The organism is Leifsonia sp. EB34 (assembly GCF_041260585.1).
In the GTDB taxonomy this organism is placed as follows: Bacteria; Actinomycetota; Actinomycetes; order Actinomycetales; family Microbacteriaceae; genus Leifsonia.
The window spans coordinates 1,690,432-1,705,110 of the sequence record NZ_JBGCCV010000001.1 but is presented as its reverse complement, the minus strand read 5'-3'; the positions used below and the strand labels follow the sequence as shown (position 1 = coordinate 1,705,110).

Sequence of the window (14,679 nt, the reverse complement as noted above, 5' to 3'; positions counted from 1 at the left end):
CGTCAGCCTCCCAGCAGGGTGGGGAGCTGCTGGAACAGGTACTGCGTAAAGGTCACGAGCTGCTCGATCATCCAGTTGCCGCACACGATCAGCGCGATGGAGACGCCGATCGCCTTCGGCACGAACGAGAGGGTGACCTCCTGGATCTGGGTGATCGACTGGATGAGCGACACCGCGAAGCCGATCGCGAGCGCGGTCAGCACCATCGGTGCGGCGAGCTGCGCCATCAGCAGCAGGGCCTGCGTGGCGATCTTGAGGACGGCGGCGGAGTTCACGGTCGGCCCCCTACTTGTAGCTCGCGACGAGGGACTGGATGATCAGGCCCCAGCCGTCCACCAGGACGAAGAGCAGGATCTTGAACGGCAGCGACACCATGACCGGCGGCAGCATCATCATGCCGAGCGACATCAGGCCCGCGGAGACGACGAGGTCGATCACCAGGAACGGCACGTAGATCACGAAGCCGATGATGAAGGCCGCCCGCAGCTCCGAGATGACGAACGCGGGCACGAGGGTGGTCAGCGGGACGGCGTGGAGGTTCGCCGGGTTCGCACGCCCAGCGGCGCGGGTCATCAGCGCGATGTCCTCCTGCCGGGTGTGCGCGCCGAGGAAGGCCTTCAGCGGTGCCTCCGCGGCCTGCAGCGCGCCGCCGAAGTCCAGGTGCCCGGCGAGGTACGGCTGGACGGCGTGCACGTTGATGTCGGTGAGGGTCGGCGCCATGATGAACAGGCTCAGGAACAGCGCGAGCCCGGCCAGCACCTGGTTCGGCGGCACCGACTGGAGGCCGAGGGCGTTGCGGGTCATCGAGAGCACCACGAACACCTTGGTGAACGACGAGACCATGACGAGCAGGCCCGGCGCCACGGAGATGAGCGTCACGCCCAGCAGGGTGACGATGGTGTCGGCGGGCGTCCCGTTGAGGCCGTTGATCGAGATGGTCGCGCCGCCGCCGCTTGTGGGCCCGGACGGGCCGACCGGCGGGGCGGGGGAGGGCACCGGCGTCGGCACAGCGTGCGCGCTGCCCGCGGTCAGGAGCACGATGCCGAGCACCGCCGCCAGCACCAGGAGCGCGAGGACGATCGGCCGCGCGTAGCTGCGGCGCGTGCTCGCGAGCGCAGCCGCGCTCACCGCGGAGTTCGGAGGGACTGGGCCGCCCTCCGCCAGGTGTCGGGGGAGGTGATCGCCTGCCCGAAGGTCGGAACGGGGACTGGAGCGGACGCAGGGACCGGGACGGGCGCAGGGACCGCGACGGGCGCGAGCGCCGGAGCGTCGTCCGCCTCCGTCGGCAGGCTTACCGGAGCGTTCGCCTCCTCGGCCGCGAGGGCATCCGCGAACGTGTCGAGTTCGCGGGACTTGAGCACCACGACCGAGCTGTCCGTCACGCCGAGCACGAAGTGGGTGCCGTCGGCCTCCACGATCACCACCCGGGACTTGCCGCCCAGCGACTGCCGTCCGATGACGGTGATCGGCCGCTTGCTCCTCTTCCGGCTCCACTTCGCGCTCCGGCGCTGCACGAACCAGATGAGTCCGATGATCAGCGCGAGGGAGACGGCGACGCGGAGCGCGGTGAAGAGGGTGTCCACGGGTCAGACCAGGGCGTCGGCGGTGTCGAGGATCTGGGTGACGCGTACGGCGTAGTCCTGGTCGACGACGACGATCTCGCCGTGCGCGATCAGGCGGCCGTTGAGCAGGATGTCGGCGGGCGATCCCGCGGACCGGTCCAGCTCGATCACGGTGCCGGGCTCGACGGCGAGCACGTCGCGCACGGACATCCGGGTGCGGCCGATCTCGACCGTGAGGGCCATCTCGACGTTCGAGATGCGGCCGAGGCGTCCGGCGACGTCGGTCGCGGCCCCGGTCGGCGCGGTGCGGGCGTCGCCGCGGATCGCGAACCAGGCGACCTGCTGGCCGGCCGGGTCGGTGACGGTGAAGCGGTGCGCGGACGCGTCCGCGAACAGGTGGGTGGCGTCCTCGATCCTGGCGTCCCCGAGCACGCCGGACCCGAGCTGCTCGGCAGCGGCTGCGAGCGTCGGCTGGAGGACGTCGGCGAGGCCGACGCCGAGCTGGCCGCCGGTCTCGGCGAGCACGACCTCCGGGTCGCGGACGGCGATGGCGAGCTCGGCGGAGGGCGAGCCGATGAAGGTCGCGACGACCGCGTTCCCCGCGGTGGTCGGCACCGCCGCCGCCTCAGCGTCGGGCGAGACGGTCAGCCCGCCTATGCCCAGCGGGGCATGCGTCAGCGTCTGCGCGGCTGCGGTGTATGCGTTCTGGGGCATCAATGGTCTCTCCATCAGTTGTTGTCCTCAGCGGTGGTGACGACGACGGCAAGGCGCGACCCGGCGGTGCCGATGGCAGCGGTCCCCACCGGCTCACCGCCCGCGGCGACCTGGATCGGCCGGCTGACCGGGTGCGGCAGGCGGATGACATCGCCGACCGCCAGCCCGAGCACGGAGGCGGGGGTGACGTTCGCGGAGGCGAACCGTGCGCTCACCTCGACCGGCACCTGCGCGAGCTGGGCGTGCAGGAGCTGCTTGGCGTTGTCGACCTGAACCGTCGGGTTGGTCTCGCCGAGCCGCTCCAGCAGGATCCGCGCCGGGAGGGCGATGGTCGCCTCCGACGCGTCCTCGCCGACGCGCGTGGTGAACCGCGCCACGATCATCAGCTCGCTGGTGGGAGCGGCCTGGGCGAACTGCGAGTTGTACTGGATCGCGTCGATCCGCACCGTGTTGGTGAACAGCGGGCCGAGCGAGTACTGCAGGTCTTCGAGCGCGTCGTTCATCAGGCCGACGACCAGGGCGTGCTCGATCGGCGTGAACGTGCGGTCGAGCAGCGGGAGCGGACGGTTGCCGCCGAGCATCGCGTTCACCCAGCGCAGCGCGGCCCCGGTCGGGAGTTGGATGACGCCGCGGGAGTCCACGTCGCTGATCGAGCACAGCACCATCGCCGTGCTGGACGGCAGCGCCGCCGCGTAGTCGTCGTAGGTGTGCATGGTGACCTGCTCGCACGTGACCTGCGACAGCACGCGCACCTTCGCGGTGAGCTGCGTGCCCCACTGGCGGGCGAAGGTCGCGAAGGCGAGCTCGAGCACGCGGGAGTGCTCGCGGGCCAGCGTGGTCGGGCGGCGGAAGTCGTAGGCGCGCACCTCGCGCTCGGCCGGCCGCGTCATGGTCTGGCTCATCCGCCTGCTCCCTTCGCCGCGACGATCCCCGGAATGAGATCGCGCGCCTCCTGCGGCAACGCCGACCGGACGACGATGTCGACGCGGCGGTCCTGGGCGAGCTGCGCCGCGTCCGACCCGGTGGCCTTCGCCGACGCCGAGCCGTCGCTGACGGCGTAGATCCGCGTCGCCTGGATGCCGGAGACATCGGTGAGCCGGCGCAGCACCGAGATGGCGCGCGCCGCGGCCAGGTCCCAGTTGGTGGCGTAGGGCGGCCCGGCGGGCCGGCTGTCGGCATGCCCTTCGACCGAGATGGTGTACGACGTCGGGTACAGGACGGGCCCGACGTTGTCGATGATCTGCACCGCCAGCGGGGTGAGCGTCGCGAGGTTGGAGTCGAAGAACGCGTTGCCGCCGATCAGCCCGACCGTCAGCCCGCGGGCGTCGATCGTGTACGAGACCGCTCCTTGCAGGCCCTGCGAGGTCAGCCGGGCGTTGATCGCCGCCTCGATCGCGCGGAGGTCGGCGACCTCCACTTTGGCCGCCTCCAGCGCCGACAGCGGGGGAGCGGTCGACGCCGACGAGGACAGCGGCGTCGGCGCCGCGTCCTTCGGCGAGACGATCACGCCCTTGGCGGTGTCCACCTTCTGGCTCACCACCTGGCCGAAACCGGTCTGGAGCGAGTTCTTCAGCTCGTTGAACTTGTGGGCGTCGATCGAGGACATCGAGAACAGGACGATGAACGTGCACATCAGCACGGTGACCATGTCCATGTAGGAGGCCATCCAGCGCTCGTCGTTGGCGTGTCCCTCGCCGTGACCGTCGGCGGCCGCCCTGCGACGACTGCGGCTCACGGCCCGACCACGGGGGCGGCCTCGGTGACCGGGGCGGACGCGTCGCTCTTGGCCTTGCTGCGCTTCGGCTTGGAGCTGTACGGGACCATCGCGGTCAAGCGCTCCGAGAGAGCGCGCGAGGGGGTGCCGGACTGGATGGCGAGGACGCCCTCCACGACGATCTGCCTGCGCTCGGCCTCCAGCTCGGCGAGCCGGCGCAGACGCGTGCCGAGGGGGAGCCAGATGAAGTTGGCGGAGAGCAGACCCCAGAGCGTGGCGACGAACGCGCTGGCGATCATCGGGCCGAGCTTGTCCGGGGTGGAGAGGTTGCCGAGCACGTGGGTGAGCGAGACGACCGTGCCGACGATGCCGATGGTCGGCGCGTAGCCGCCGAGCGCGGAGAAGAACGAGGAGGACACGCGCGTGGCCTTCGACCACGTCGCGATCTGGTCTTCGAGCAGGTTGCGCAGGTCCTCGGAGTCGGCGCCGTCGGCCACACCCTGCAGGGCGCTGGCGAGGAACGGGTCGTTGACCTCCTCCGCCGAGGACTCCAGCGAGAGCAGCCCGCGCTGGCGCGCGACATCGGCGAGGTCGAGCAGGGTGGCGACCGTTCCGGAGAAGTCGGGCTTCTTGCCCTTGATCGCGCCGGGGACGGCCTTGAACGCGTCGAGCGCGTCCTTCAGGGTCGCTCCCGCCACTCCGACCGAGACGGTGGCGCCGAGCACGAAGATGACCGGCCCGATGAGGAGGAGCGCTGCGGGGCTCTCGCCCTCGATCAGCACCATCGTCAACAGCGAACCGAACGCCGCGATGATCCCGACGATCATTGCCAGATCCATGCTCAGCTCCCTTCGCCCGAGTCGGCCGGCCGGCCCAGCCGGTATGCGCGTTCGAGCACTTCCGCGCGGTAGCCGGTGATGCGGTCGATGACTTCGGCCATCGACTCGGTCACCACGTAGCGGACGCCGTCGACCATCGTCAGAGTGGTGTCGGGGTCGGCGTTGATGCGCTCGATCAGATCCGGGTTCACGGCGAAAGGCACGTGGTTCAGCCTGGTCACCGTGATCATGAGGACTCCGCAGAAAGGGGAAGGGATCGAACGCCTCCGTGACGGAGGTGCTCGCCTTCCCCTATCGGCAGGAGGGGCGGTTCCGTTAGCTCAGGATCACTGCGTCTTCAGCTGCAGGAGCTCCTGCAGCACGTCGTCGGAGGTCGTGATCACCCGGGCGGAGGCCTGGAACGCGCGCTGCGCCACGATGAGGTTGGTGAACTCCCGCGCCAGGTCGACGTTGGAGCCTTCGATCGCGCCGCTCGTCATCGTGCCGAGGCTGCCGCTTCCCGCCTGACCGACCTGCGCGAGCCCGGAGTTCGGGGTGGCGATGAAGTTGGAGTTGCCCGCCTTCTGCAGGCCGCCCGGGTTGGTGAAGTTGGCCAGGGCGACGCGGCCGACGGCCTGCTTCTCGCCGTTGGAGAAGGCGCCCATGATCGTGCCGTCGCCCTCGATCGAGAACGACTGCAGCGATCCGGCGGCGGTGCCGTTCTGGGAGGCGAAGTTGACGCCGCCCGAGCCCGCGAAGCCGGTGATCTTCGACAGGTCGACGGTGACGGCGCCGACCGTGAGGGTCTGCGCGCCGGTGTTCACGCCGGACGCGAACGTCATCAGGCCGGAGGCCGTGTTGCCCGCGGCGTCGGTCCCGGTGACATCCCAGCCGCCGGTGCCGTTGCGGGTGAAGGCCATGGTCAGGTTGCTCTGCGCCCCGTTCGCGTCGTAGACGGTCACCTGGCTGTTGACGGTGGCGCCGACCGCTGCGTCGTCGGCCAGGTTGCCGGTCATCGCGGCCTTCGAGGTCGCGCGCGCCGCGGACAGGCCCGTCGTCGACAGGGTGATGTTGGAGACCGGGGCGGACGAGTTGACGACGCCGTTGGTCGCGTTCCAGCCCTGCACGATCGCGCCGTCCGGGCTGACGAGGTTGCCGGCGGCGTCCGTGGTGAACGCGCCGGAGCGGGTGTACTGGGTCTGGCCGCCGTTGTTGACGATGAAGAAGCCGTCGCCGTTGATCATCAGGTTGGTGCCGACGCCGGTGGTCTGCGCGGCGCCCTCGGTGAAGTTGGTGGCGGTCGCCGCGACGCGCACACCGAGGCCGACCTGGGCCGGCGACTGGCCGCCCTGGTTGCCCTGCGGCGCCGAGGCCGTCCCGATCATCTGGGAGAGGGTGTCCTCGAACTCGACGGACGAGGACTTGTAGCCGGTGGTGTTGACGTTGGCGATGTTGTTGCCGACCACGTCGAGCATGGTCTGCTGCGCCTGGAGGCCGGAGACGCCGGAGTCGAGAGAACGGAGCATGGGAGTGTGCCTTTCGGTGGTGGGGATTAGGAGGCCGGAGTCTGCTGGACGCCGAGGATTCCGGAGAGGGGGAAGGTGCCGCCGTTGACGGACACGGTCGGGGTGGTCCCCGAGAACGAGGCGCCCGTGACGACGCCCGCCTGGCGCTTCCCGGCGAGGTCGTTGTAGCTGACCGTCTTGCCGATGAGGTCGGCCGCCGCGGTCTGCATCTGCAGGTTGAGGGCGGTGTTGCTGCTGGAGCCCAGCGCCGTCATCTGCTGCATCATCCCGAGCTGGGTGGTCTGCTGGACCATCGCCGCCGAGTCCATCGGCGAGCTGGGGTCCTGGTTCTTGAGCTGCGTGACCAGGAGCTGCATGAAGTCGTCGGCGGTCAGCGACTGGTGCGGCGCCCGGGTGGGCGGCGTCGACCACAGCGAGGTGGTCGACGCGGCCGAGCTGGGATCGGTCGAGATGGGAGTGACCATGGGTTCTCCTTCGTGGTCAGACGACGATGTCGAGGGTTCGGGCGCCGGGGAGGACGCGAGGCTGGGTAGGGCCGGCCGAGGCGACGCCGCGGACCGGGGACTGCTCGTCGGGACCGTCCGCCGGGCCGTCCGGGGTGGCCGATCCGCGCCCGGTCGCCCCACGCTCGTCCGGTGATGTCCACGGCGACCGCCCTCCGCCGCCGCTCTCGGCGCCCGGTGCGTTCTGGTCCGACACGGAGACCGAGGCGTTGGCCGTCGTGGCGTTGAGGTCGCGCCGCAGCTCCGTGAGGATCTGCCGGATGGCGTCCCGTCCGGCGTCGCTGGGCGCGAACAGCTCGATGTGGACGCCCGTGTCGCTGACCCGCGCCTGGACCGTGACCGGGCCGAGGTTGTCGGGCGCGACCCGCACGACCACCAGGTGGTCGCCGTCGGGCTGCCGGGCGAGGGTCATCACCGGCTGGGCGAGCTGCTGCTGGAGCGGGGGTGCCGGGGCCGCGGGTGCGGCCGGGGCTGCCGAGGCGAGCGCCGCCGCGAACGTCGGTGCGGCGGGAGCCTGCGCCGGCACGGGTGTCGTCGTCGCCGGAGTCGTGGCCGGCTCGGTGTCTCCGCTCGGGGCCGACGGCGCGGACGCCGCCTTGGGGGCCGGCCGGGCGGGTGCGGCAACGGGGGCCGCCGCGGATTGCTGCGCACCGGCGCCGGAGGCGACCGCCGCGACGGGCTGCGCACTCGCATCCGGAGCGGCGGACGGAGTCGGAGCGGCGGCAGGGGCCGCGGCGGGCGCGGTCAGCGCGTCGACCGTGGCTAACCCGGGCGCGGCCGCAGGCGCGTCCGCGGGAGCGGCGGCGGCCGGCGGCTCGACAGGAAGCGGAGCGGCGGCGAGCGCCTGCTGCACCGCGAACTGACCGGCGGCGAGTACGTCGGCGACGGCGGGGGAGGGGGCGTCGTGGCTGCGACCCGCGTCGGACGCGCGTCCCGGCGCGCCCGGCTTGCCGTGGTCGGCCCCGTCCGGTGTCGTCGCGGACGCAGCCGCCGGGACGTCGGGCTGAGCGGTCGGCGCGGTCGGCACCGGTGCTGCGACGCCGAGGAAGGCGGGAGGGGCCGACGCCACGGGAGCGAGCGGCGACGCGGGAGCGGACGGCGCCGTGGGCGACGTCGCCGGAGTGCCCGGCTCCGTCGTGCCCGCGTCGGCGGACGGCGCCGGGTCTGCCGGAGCGGCCGCGGTCGACGCGGCGTCGCCGGCCAGCGCGGACAGCAGCGCCGTGCCGAACGCCGTCGCGCCGCCGGCGGACGACGAAGGATCCGAGGGCGACGGGGGCGCCAGGAGGGCGGCGACGCCCGCGCCGAATCCTGAGACGGTCGCGCTCACGAGTTCGTCCCCGAGTTCTGACCGAGCAACGCCGCCAGCGCACTGCCGCCTCCGGAGCCCAGGAGGCCCGAAAGCGACGACCCGCCGCTCGACCCGAGCAGCCCGAGCACCGACGACCCGCCACTCGACCCGAGCAGCGTCGCCAGCGCGGATGAGGACGACGACGCGCCGGGCGACCCCAGCAGCCCCGCCAGCGACGCCCCGCCGCTCGACCCGAGCAGCGTCGCCAGCGCGGCGGCCGACGAAGCCGATGACCCCGCCGCCGGAGCGGCCGACGTCGCCGTCGGCACGATCCGGCGGATGGTCACCACGTTCGACGGCGAGATCCAGTTGTCCATCTCCTCCACCGAGCCGCCCGGCTTGGGCGCCTGGATGATCTTCCCGTTGCCCGCGTAGATGACGATGTGCTCGCCGCCGTTGCAGACGATGAGGTCGCCCGGCTGCGCGTCGGCCAGCGACGGAACGCTCTGGCCGATCGTCGACTGGCCCGAGACGAGCCGGGGGAGCGAGATGCCCATGTCGCCGTAGACGCGTTGGACGAGGCCGGAGCAGTCCAGGCCGGCGCTCGTCGTGCCGCCGAAGACGTACGGGACACCGAGGTACTTGCGGGCGTCCGCCACGATGTCCGCTCCGGTGGTCCCGTTGGACGCCTGCTGGCCGGCCGCCGGGGTGACGTGCGCGCCGGTCGCGCCGGTCGCCGCGGCGAGCGACATCGCGAACGCGGACGCCTGGGTCCCCTGCGTCGCCTGGGTCGGCTGCGTCGCCAGCGCCGGCTGCCCGCCCGCGAGCTGGACCATCTGGGACTCGATCTGCTGGATGCGGCCCACGGCCTCCGTGATGCTCATCGGGCGTCCTTCCTGCTCTCGCGCCAGCCTTGGATGGCGACCTCGTCGAGGGCGGACTGCTCCTCGCGCAACTCCCGGGCGGTCTCGGCCTCGGTGTGCCTGCGGCGCAGCTTCTCGAGCGACACGGCGGACGCGCGCGCTGCGCCGTGCGCCGACCGGGCCTCCCCGGCCTCCCGCGAGGCGAGCTCGTGCAGCGCGGACAGCTCGCCGAGCAGCACCTGCGCGCTCGCCCGGGCGGCCACGACGGCCGAGAGTGTCGCCGCGTCGACCGCGTCCGAGCGGACCCCGGCCAGCGAGGCGCGCGTCCTGGCCCCGCGGGCGCGGACGGCGTCCACCGCCCGGTTCGCGTCGGCGAGCTCCGCCGCCGCGCGCTGCTCCTCCAGGTCGCGCACGCGCAGCAGACCCGCCAATCCGAAACGCTTCATGCGGCCGCTCCGAACGCTCGGGTCAGCTCGCGGAGCGAATCCCACGCGCCGTCCGCGGTGGAGCGCTGGTCCATGCCCTGCCGGAGGAAGCCGTCGATGGCCTCCTCGAACCGCACCGCCGCGTCCACCCGGGCGTTCGCACCCGGCTTGTACGCGCCGACGTCGAGCAGGTCCTGAGCGCTCCGCCGAGCGGAGAGCACCGCGCGGAGCGCCGTCGCGTCGGCCAGCCGGTCCGGCGGGGTGATCTTGGACGCGAGCCGGGAGATCGAGCCCAGCACGTCGATCGAGGGGAAGTGGCCCGTGATCGCCAGCGCCCGGTCGAGGACGACGTGCCCGTCGAGGATCGAGCGTGCCGCGTCGGCGATGGGCTCGTTGTGATCGTCGCCGTCGACCAGGACGGTGTAGAGCCCGGTGATGGATCCGGTGGCCGCCGCGCCGGAGCGCTCCAGGAGCGAGGCCAGCGTGGAGAACGTCGACGGCGGGTAGCCGCGCGTCGCCGGCGGCTCGCCGGCCGAGAGCCCGATCTCGCGCTGCGCCATCGCCACGCGGGTCAGCGAGTCCATCATCAGCACCACGTGCTGGCCGCGGTCGCGGTGCCATTCCGCGATCCGGGTGGCGACGAGGGAGGCCCGCAACCGCATCAGGGCGGGCTCGTCGGAGGTCGACACCACGACGATCGAGCGGGCGAGCCCCTCCGCGCCGAGGTCGTCCTCGATGAACTCGCGCACCTCGCGGCCACGCTCGCCGATCAGGGCGATCACCGACACCTCGGCGTCCGTCCCGCGGGCGATCATCGACAGCAGCGACGACTTGCCCACGCCGGAGCCGGCGAACAGGCCCAGCCGCTGCCCGCGGCCGGTGGCCACCAGGGTGTCAAGGGCGCGCACGCCGAGCTGCAGCGGCGACGTGATCCTGGCGCGCTCCAGCGGCCCCGGCGCGACGTTGGCGAGCCCGACATGCTGGGTCGGCGGGAGCGGGCCTTTGCCGTCGATGGGACGGCCGAGCCCGTCGATGACCCGGCCGAGCAGCGCGTCGCCCACGGGGACGGCGGGAGCGGCCGGCGCGGAACGCACGGGCGTGCCGATGGGGTGCGCCGCCGACCCGGACAGCACCATGCAGGTGAGCAGGCCCGGCCGCACGGCCACGACCTGGGCCGCGGTCTGCGCTCCGGGCTCGCCGATCGCCACGAGGTCGCCGACCGCGCCCTCCAGCCCGGCCGCCTCGATACCGAGCCCGACGACGGAGGCGACGCGGCCGATCCGCTCCGGGGCGGCCGCGCGGACGGCCGACGCCAGCCGGGCGCCGCCCGGTGCGTACCCGATCATGCGCGATCCCCCCTCAGGACGGTGCGCGCCCGCGCGAGGCCGGCGTCGATGCGGGCGTCCAGCCAGCCGTCGCGCAGCACCGCGACCGCGTCGCCTGGCGCGATGGACGGGTCGGGCAGGATCTCGGGGGAGGCGTCGTTCTCCTGCGCCACGAGGCGGGCGTCGTCCGGGTGCATCCGCACCGAGACCAGGTCTCCGGCCGGTGCGGCGGCGATGACCCGGCGCAGCGCGTCGGCCGCGTCGACGTGCCCCTCGGCCACCTCGCGCTGGAGGATGGCCTCGGCGAGCGCGAGGGCCGCCTCCACGAGTGCCTCGTCGGCGCTGGCGACGACCGGCACGGCGAGCGCGCGGACACCGTCCGCTGCGGCGGCGAGCGCCGCCACCGCCCGCCGGGTCGTGGCCTCGGCCTCGGCAGCCATCGCCAGCCACTGCTCGTGCCGAACGCGTTCGGCCTCCGCGTGCTCGGCCTCCGCGCGGCGCAGGCCCTCGCCGTAGCCGGCCGCGAACCCGCGCGCCCGCGCGCTGGAGGCGCCCTCGGCGCCGGCCGCGACGGGCGCGCCGGCTGCTCCGACCTCGGGGTACCGCACGGGGGCGAACGCGCTATTCGACATATTCGTCCTCGTCCGAGCGGTGGACCGTGATCTGGCCCTCCGCCTCGAGGTCGCGGATCGCACGCACGATCTCGGCCCTGGCCTCCTCGACGCGGGAGAGCCGGATGGAGCCGAGCACCGACGACTCCTCGTCGAGCACTTCGAGGTTGCGCTCGGAGAGGTTGGCGCGGATGACCTCCCTGGTCGCGTCCGGGGAGCCCTTCATCGCGATGGCGAGCATGGAGACGTCGATGCCGCGCAGCACCTGCTGGACGTCGCGCGGCTCCAGCTTCACGATGTCGGCGAAGGTCAGCATCCGCGAGCGCACCTCGGCGGCGAGCTCCGGGTCGCGCTCGTCCAGCTCCTCTAGGAGCGCGCGCTCGTTGGCGACGCTGGAGCGGTTGATGATGTCCACCAGGGGCTGCACTCCGCCGATGGCGTCCTGCTGACCCGTGATCTTGACGACGGAGCCGGCGCGGCTGCGCAGCGTGTCGGCGACGGTCCGCGCGACCTCGGGGCTGACGCTGCCCATCGTCGCGATGCAGTGCGCCACGTCGGTGCGGATCTCGGGCTTGAGCGCCGCGAGCACCCGCGACGCCTGGTCCGCCCGCAGGTGCGCCAGCACGGTGGCCATCGTCTGCGACAGCTCGCCGTCGAGCAGCAGGGCGATCTGCGCGGGCTCGGCGGTGTCCAGGAACTCGAACGCACGCCCGGCGAGCGAGGACGCCACGCGGGACATGACGCCCGCGGCGCGCTCGGTGCCGAAGGACGCTTCGAGCAGCCCGATGGCCGCGCTGCGACCCCCGCTGACGCGCGCCTGATGCCGCACGGCGAGCTCGTGGAACTCCTCGAGCGCCGCCTCGGCCTGCGTCCGGTCGACGCGGTTGAGCGCGACGATCTCAGCGGCGATCTCTGCCGACTCCGTCTCGCTGAACTGCTGCATGACGCGCGCGGCGGCCGCCTGATCCAGGTTCATCAGGATCAGGGCGGCCTTCTGCGCGCCCGTCAGGTTGGCGACCTTGGCGTCGGTCACGGCGTCGGCTCCTTCTCACCCATGAGGCTGAGCAGGAAGTCCGCCGCGCGCCGCGGGTCGTCCACGGCGAGCTGTTCGATCTCGGCCCTGCGCTGCTCCGCCTCGAGGGAGACCGGAGTCGGCGGAGGCGTCTTCAGCGGCACGGTCGGCGGAGTGACCTGGGTGAAGGCGAGGGTCGGCGCGGCCAGCTCGTCGTACTGGAAGCCGTCGTCGACCTCCGCCTTCTTGCCGCGGCGGCGGAAGACGAGGATCGCGACGATCATCGCGACCAGGACGCCCGCGGCGATCAGGCCCGTGCGGATCCACGTGTCGAGCTGCGCCTGCTTGGCCTGCGCGTCGGCCTGTGCGAGGGCCTGCTTCGCCGCCTGCGCGTTCGCCTGCGAGAAGTTGACGAGCTGCACGCCCACGGCGTCGCCGCGGGTGGTGTCGACTCCGGCGGCGTTGGCCACCATCTGCTGGAGCTGGCTGGAGCTCACGCCCGCCGTGCTCGCCGCCCCGCTGTCGACCGCGACCGAGACGGTCTGGCGCTGCACGCCGCCCGCCGGGATCTGCTGGGTGATGCTGGTCTTGTTCAGTGCGTTGTCACTCGTGGTGCTGTCGGAGCTGTAGCTGCCGTTGCCGCCGCTGTTCGCCGCGGTGTTCGCGACTCCGTTCGTCGTGGAGCTGGTGCCGAGCACGCCGGACTGCGCCGCCGCCCCGGTGCCGGTGTAGGTCTCCTTCTGCGAGGTCGAGCTCGACTGGGGCGCCCCGGTCGGGATGCTGTAGCTGTCGCTCGTCTTCGTGGAGGTCGAGTTGTCCATCAGCGCGCTCACGACGACCGTCGAGTTGCCCGGGCCGAGCACCTTGTCGAGCATCGACTGCACGCTGGCCTGGACGTTGCTGTCGTAGGCCTTCGCCTGGTCCCCGGTCGATCCCGTGGTGGCCCCGTCGGTGGACGAGAGCACGTTGCCCGCGGCGTCGATGACGGAGACGTCGGTCGGCTTCATCCCCACGGTCGAGGACGACACCAGGTGCACGATCGCCTGCACCTGCGCGGCGGTCAGGGTGGTGCCGGCGCTCTCGTCGACGAAGACGCTCGCCGTCGGGTCCTTCGCCTGGTCGGTGAACACCGTCGGCTGCGGGATGGCGAGCTTCACCGAGGCCGTCTTGACCCCCTGCATCGCGTCGATCGTGCTGGCGAGCTCGCCCTCCATCGCGCGCTTGTAGGTGACGTCCTGCTGGAACTCGGAGGTGGTGACCCCCATGTTGTCGAGCAGGGAGTAGCCCTGGTTGCTGCTCGCCGGGAGGTTGGCCGCCGCCGCCTTCAGACGCTCCTGGTAGACCTGCGCCTGGGGGACGAGGATGGTGTTGCCGCCGTCGGTGAGCTGATACGGCACGTTGTCGGTGTGGAGCTGGGTGGTGATCGCCGAGGCGTCGGACGCGGAGATCCCGCTGAACAGCGGCACGTACTGCGGCTGGCTCAGCCAGACCGACAGGCCGGTGATGCCCAGGGCGAGCACGAGCAGCGCGAGGATGGAGACGGTCTTCTGCGCGAAGCTGAAGCCGGCGACCGTGGTGCCGACGCGCTTGAAGAACGCCTGGAGCGGGGCCGGCACCTAGCCCCCCATCCGCATGATGGTGTTGAACGCGTCCACGGCCTGGTTGCGCAGCGTCGCCATGAGCTGCACGGTGGTCTGCACGCGGGCCGCGGCGACGGTCGCGTCCTGGATGTCGTTCAGGTTGCCGGTGACCGCCTTCACGTTCGCGGCGTCGGACGTGCTCTGGAGCTGCTGCAGGTTGTTCACCGCTCCGGTCAGCGCGGCGCCGAAGCCGCCGGCGCCCGACCCGGAGGACGCGGGAGCGACGGGCGGAGTCGGCTGTTGGACGGATCCGAGCGAGAGTGCTCCGATGGCCGGGATGCTCATCACTTGGCTCCGATCTGGAGGGCCGACTGGTACATGTCCTTCGCGGCGTTCACCGCGTTCGAGTTCGCCTGGTAGGCGCGCTGCGCCTCGATCAGGTCGGTCATCTGGCTCGCCATGTCGATGGTGGTCTTCTTCACGTAGCCCTGCGAGTCCGCGTTCGGGTCGCCGGGGGAGTAGACGAGCTGGCCCGCGGCCGAGCCGAACGCCACTCCACCGATCGAGACGCCGTTCATGCCGGGGTTGGCCTGGGCCTGGACGAAGCGCTCCTGGAAAGCGGGGTTGCTCGGCGACGTGGTGTCGTTGATGTTCGCGAGGTTGTCGCTGATCGAGTCGAGCCAGGTCTGGTTGAGGGTCATCCCCGTGCTGGAGATGCCGATGGCGTCGTAGCCCATG

19 protein-coding genes are annotated in these 14,679 nt (G+C 72.2%); all 19 read right to left on the bottom strand.

Features of this window, described 5'->3' with window-relative positions; translation table 11 throughout:
* Positions 1-2 precede the first annotated feature (2 nt).
* The 19 genes from ABIA36_RS08295 to ABIA36_RS08205 all read right to left on the bottom strand — a co-directional run bounded on the left by ABIA36_RS08295 (position 3) and on the right by ABIA36_RS08205 (position 14,678).
* Positions 3-275, bottom strand: a complete 273-nt coding sequence (locus ABIA36_RS08295; protein ID WP_369961818.1) for a flagellar biosynthetic protein FliQ — start codon at positions 273-275, stop codon at positions 3-5.
* 10 nt (positions 276-285) lie between these two features.
* Positions 286-1,128: a flagellar type III secretion system pore protein FliP gene (gene fliP / locus ABIA36_RS08290; protein ID WP_369961816.1), complete on the bottom strand. Its 843-nt coding sequence runs from the start codon at positions 1,126-1,128 to the stop codon at positions 286-288.
* A complete protein-coding gene (gene fliO, locus ABIA36_RS08285; RefSeq protein ID WP_369961815.1) occupies positions 1,125-1,583 on the bottom strand; it encodes a flagellar biosynthetic protein FliO in 459 nt (152 codons plus the stop codon). Before fliO ends, fliP begins: the two co-directional genes overlap by 4 nt.
* 3 nt (positions 1,584-1,586) lie before the next feature.
* Positions 1,587-2,276: a flagellar motor switch protein FliN gene (gene fliN / locus ABIA36_RS08280; protein ID WP_369961814.1), complete on the bottom strand. Its 690-nt coding sequence runs from the start codon at positions 2,274-2,276 to the stop codon at positions 1,587-1,589.
* Positions 2,277-2,290: 14 nt separating this feature from the next.
* Positions 2,291-3,178, bottom strand: coding sequence for a flagellar motor switch protein FliM (locus ABIA36_RS08275; protein WP_369961813.1), 888 nt, complete (start codon positions 3,176-3,178; stop codon positions 2,291-2,293).
* A complete protein-coding gene (locus ABIA36_RS08270) occupies positions 3,175-4,011 on the bottom strand; it encodes a flagellar motor protein MotB (RefSeq protein ID WP_369961812.1) in 837 nt (278 codons plus the stop codon). The genes ABIA36_RS08275 and ABIA36_RS08270 overlap by 4 nt, the downstream gene beginning before the upstream one ends.
* Positions 4,008-4,829: a motility protein A gene (locus ABIA36_RS08265; RefSeq protein ID WP_369961811.1), complete on the bottom strand. Its 822-nt coding sequence runs from the start codon at positions 4,827-4,829 to the stop codon at positions 4,008-4,010. Before ABIA36_RS08265 ends, ABIA36_RS08270 begins: the two co-directional genes overlap by 4 nt.
* Positions 4,830-4,831: 2 nt before the next feature.
* Positions 4,832-5,059 carry a flagellar FlbD family protein gene (locus ABIA36_RS08260; protein ID WP_369961810.1) on the bottom strand — a complete coding sequence of 76 codons (228 nt, stop codon included), beginning with the start codon at positions 5,057-5,059 and terminating at the stop codon, positions 4,832-4,834.
* Between the two features lie 96 nt (positions 5,060-5,155).
* Entirely contained in the window at positions 5,156-6,334 is a 1,179-nt protein-coding gene (locus ABIA36_RS08255) for a flagellar hook protein FlgE (protein WP_369961809.1), read from the bottom strand.
* Positions 6,335-6,360: 26 nt separating this feature from the next.
* Complete coding sequence (locus tag ABIA36_RS08250) at positions 6,361-6,798, bottom strand: flagellar hook assembly protein FlgD (RefSeq protein ID WP_369961808.1); 438 nt, start codon at positions 6,796-6,798, stop codon at positions 6,361-6,363.
* Positions 6,799-6,814: 16 nt separating this feature from the next.
* Positions 6,815-8,164 carry a flagellar hook-length control protein FliK gene (locus ABIA36_RS08245; RefSeq protein WP_369961807.1) on the bottom strand — a complete coding sequence of 450 codons (1,350 nt, stop codon included), beginning with the start codon at positions 8,162-8,164 and terminating at the stop codon, positions 6,815-6,817.
* Positions 8,161-9,009, bottom strand: a complete 849-nt coding sequence (locus tag ABIA36_RS08240; RefSeq protein ID WP_369961806.1) for a C40 family peptidase — start codon at positions 9,007-9,009, stop codon at positions 8,161-8,163. Before ABIA36_RS08240 ends, ABIA36_RS08245 begins: the two co-directional genes overlap by 4 nt.
* Positions 9,006-9,434: a flagellar export protein FliJ gene (locus ABIA36_RS08235; RefSeq protein WP_369961805.1), complete on the bottom strand. Its 429-nt coding sequence runs from the start codon at positions 9,432-9,434 to the stop codon at positions 9,006-9,008. The genes ABIA36_RS08240 and ABIA36_RS08235 overlap by 4 nt, the downstream gene beginning before the upstream one ends.
* Positions 9,431-10,759: a FliI/YscN family ATPase gene (locus ABIA36_RS08230; RefSeq protein WP_369961804.1), complete on the bottom strand. Its 1,329-nt coding sequence runs from the start codon at positions 10,757-10,759 to the stop codon at positions 9,431-9,433. Before ABIA36_RS08230 ends, ABIA36_RS08235 begins: the two co-directional genes overlap by 4 nt.
* Positions 10,756-11,370 carry a FliH/SctL family protein gene (locus ABIA36_RS08225; protein WP_369961803.1) on the bottom strand — a complete coding sequence of 205 codons (615 nt, stop codon included), beginning with the start codon at positions 11,368-11,370 and terminating at the stop codon, positions 10,756-10,758. The genes ABIA36_RS08230 and ABIA36_RS08225 overlap by 4 nt, the downstream gene beginning before the upstream one ends.
* A complete protein-coding gene (gene fliG, locus ABIA36_RS08220; RefSeq protein ID WP_369961802.1) occupies positions 11,360-12,382 on the bottom strand; it encodes a flagellar motor switch protein FliG in 1,023 nt (340 codons plus the stop codon). Before fliG ends, ABIA36_RS08225 begins: the two co-directional genes overlap by 11 nt.
* Positions 12,379-13,977, bottom strand: a complete 1,599-nt coding sequence (gene fliF / locus ABIA36_RS08215) for a flagellar basal-body MS-ring/collar protein FliF (RefSeq protein WP_369961801.1) — start codon at positions 13,975-13,977, stop codon at positions 12,379-12,381. The genes fliG and fliF overlap by 4 nt, the downstream gene beginning before the upstream one ends.
* A complete protein-coding gene (locus ABIA36_RS08210) occupies positions 13,978-14,286 on the bottom strand; it encodes a flagellar hook-basal body complex protein FliE (RefSeq protein WP_369961800.1) in 309 nt (102 codons plus the stop codon).
* Positions 14,286-14,678 carry a flagellar basal body rod protein FlgC gene (locus ABIA36_RS08205; RefSeq protein WP_369961799.1) on the bottom strand — a complete coding sequence of 131 codons (393 nt, stop codon included), beginning with the start codon at positions 14,676-14,678 and terminating at the stop codon, positions 14,286-14,288. The genes ABIA36_RS08210 and ABIA36_RS08205 overlap by 1 nt, the downstream gene beginning before the upstream one ends.
* Position 14,679 lies beyond the last annotated feature (1 nt).

Excerpts from the sequence above, each read along its gene's own strand:
- ABIA36_RS08265 (WP_369961811.1), bottom strand. The coding sequence starts at position 4,829 with ATGGATCTGGCAATGATCGTCGGGATCATCGCGGCGTTCGGTTCGCTG.
- fliN (WP_369961814.1), bottom strand. The coding sequence starts at position 2,276 with ATGCCCCAGAACGCATACACCGCAGCCGCGCAGACGCTGACGCATGCC.
- ABIA36_RS08225 (WP_369961803.1), bottom strand. The coding sequence starts at position 11,370 with ATGTCGAATAGCGCGTTCGCCCCCGTGCGGTACCCCGAGGTCGGAGCA.
- ABIA36_RS08240 (WP_369961806.1), bottom strand. The coding sequence starts at position 9,009 with ATGAGCATCACGGAGGCCGTGGGCCGCATCCAGCAGATCGAGTCCCAG.
- ABIA36_RS08255 (WP_369961809.1), bottom strand. The coding sequence starts at position 6,334 with ATGCTCCGTTCTCTCGACTCCGGCGTCTCCGGCCTCCAGGCGCAGCAG.
- ABIA36_RS08260 (WP_369961810.1), bottom strand. The coding sequence starts at position 5,059 with ATGATCACGGTGACCAGGCTGAACCACGTGCCTTTCGCCGTGAACCCG.
- ABIA36_RS08235 (WP_369961805.1), bottom strand. The coding sequence starts at position 9,434 with ATGAAGCGTTTCGGATTGGCGGGTCTGCTGCGCGTGCGCGACCTGGAG.
- ABIA36_RS08205 (WP_369961799.1), bottom strand. The coding sequence starts at position 14,678 with ATGGGCTACGACGCCATCGGCATCTCCAGCACGGGGATGACCCTCAAC.
- ABIA36_RS08275 (WP_369961813.1), bottom strand. The coding sequence starts at position 3,178 with ATGAGCCAGACCATGACGCGGCCGGCCGAGCGCGAGGTGCGCGCCTAC.
- ABIA36_RS08230 (WP_369961804.1), bottom strand. The coding sequence starts at position 10,759 with ATGATCGGGTACGCACCGGGCGGCGCCCGGCTGGCGTCGGCCGTCCGC.
- ABIA36_RS08210 (WP_369961800.1), bottom strand. The coding sequence starts at position 14,286 with ATGAGCATCCCGGCCATCGGAGCACTCTCGCTCGGATCCGTCCAACAG.
- ABIA36_RS08250 (WP_369961808.1), bottom strand. The coding sequence starts at position 6,798 with ATGGTCACTCCCATCTCGACCGATCCCAGCTCGGCCGCGTCGACCACC.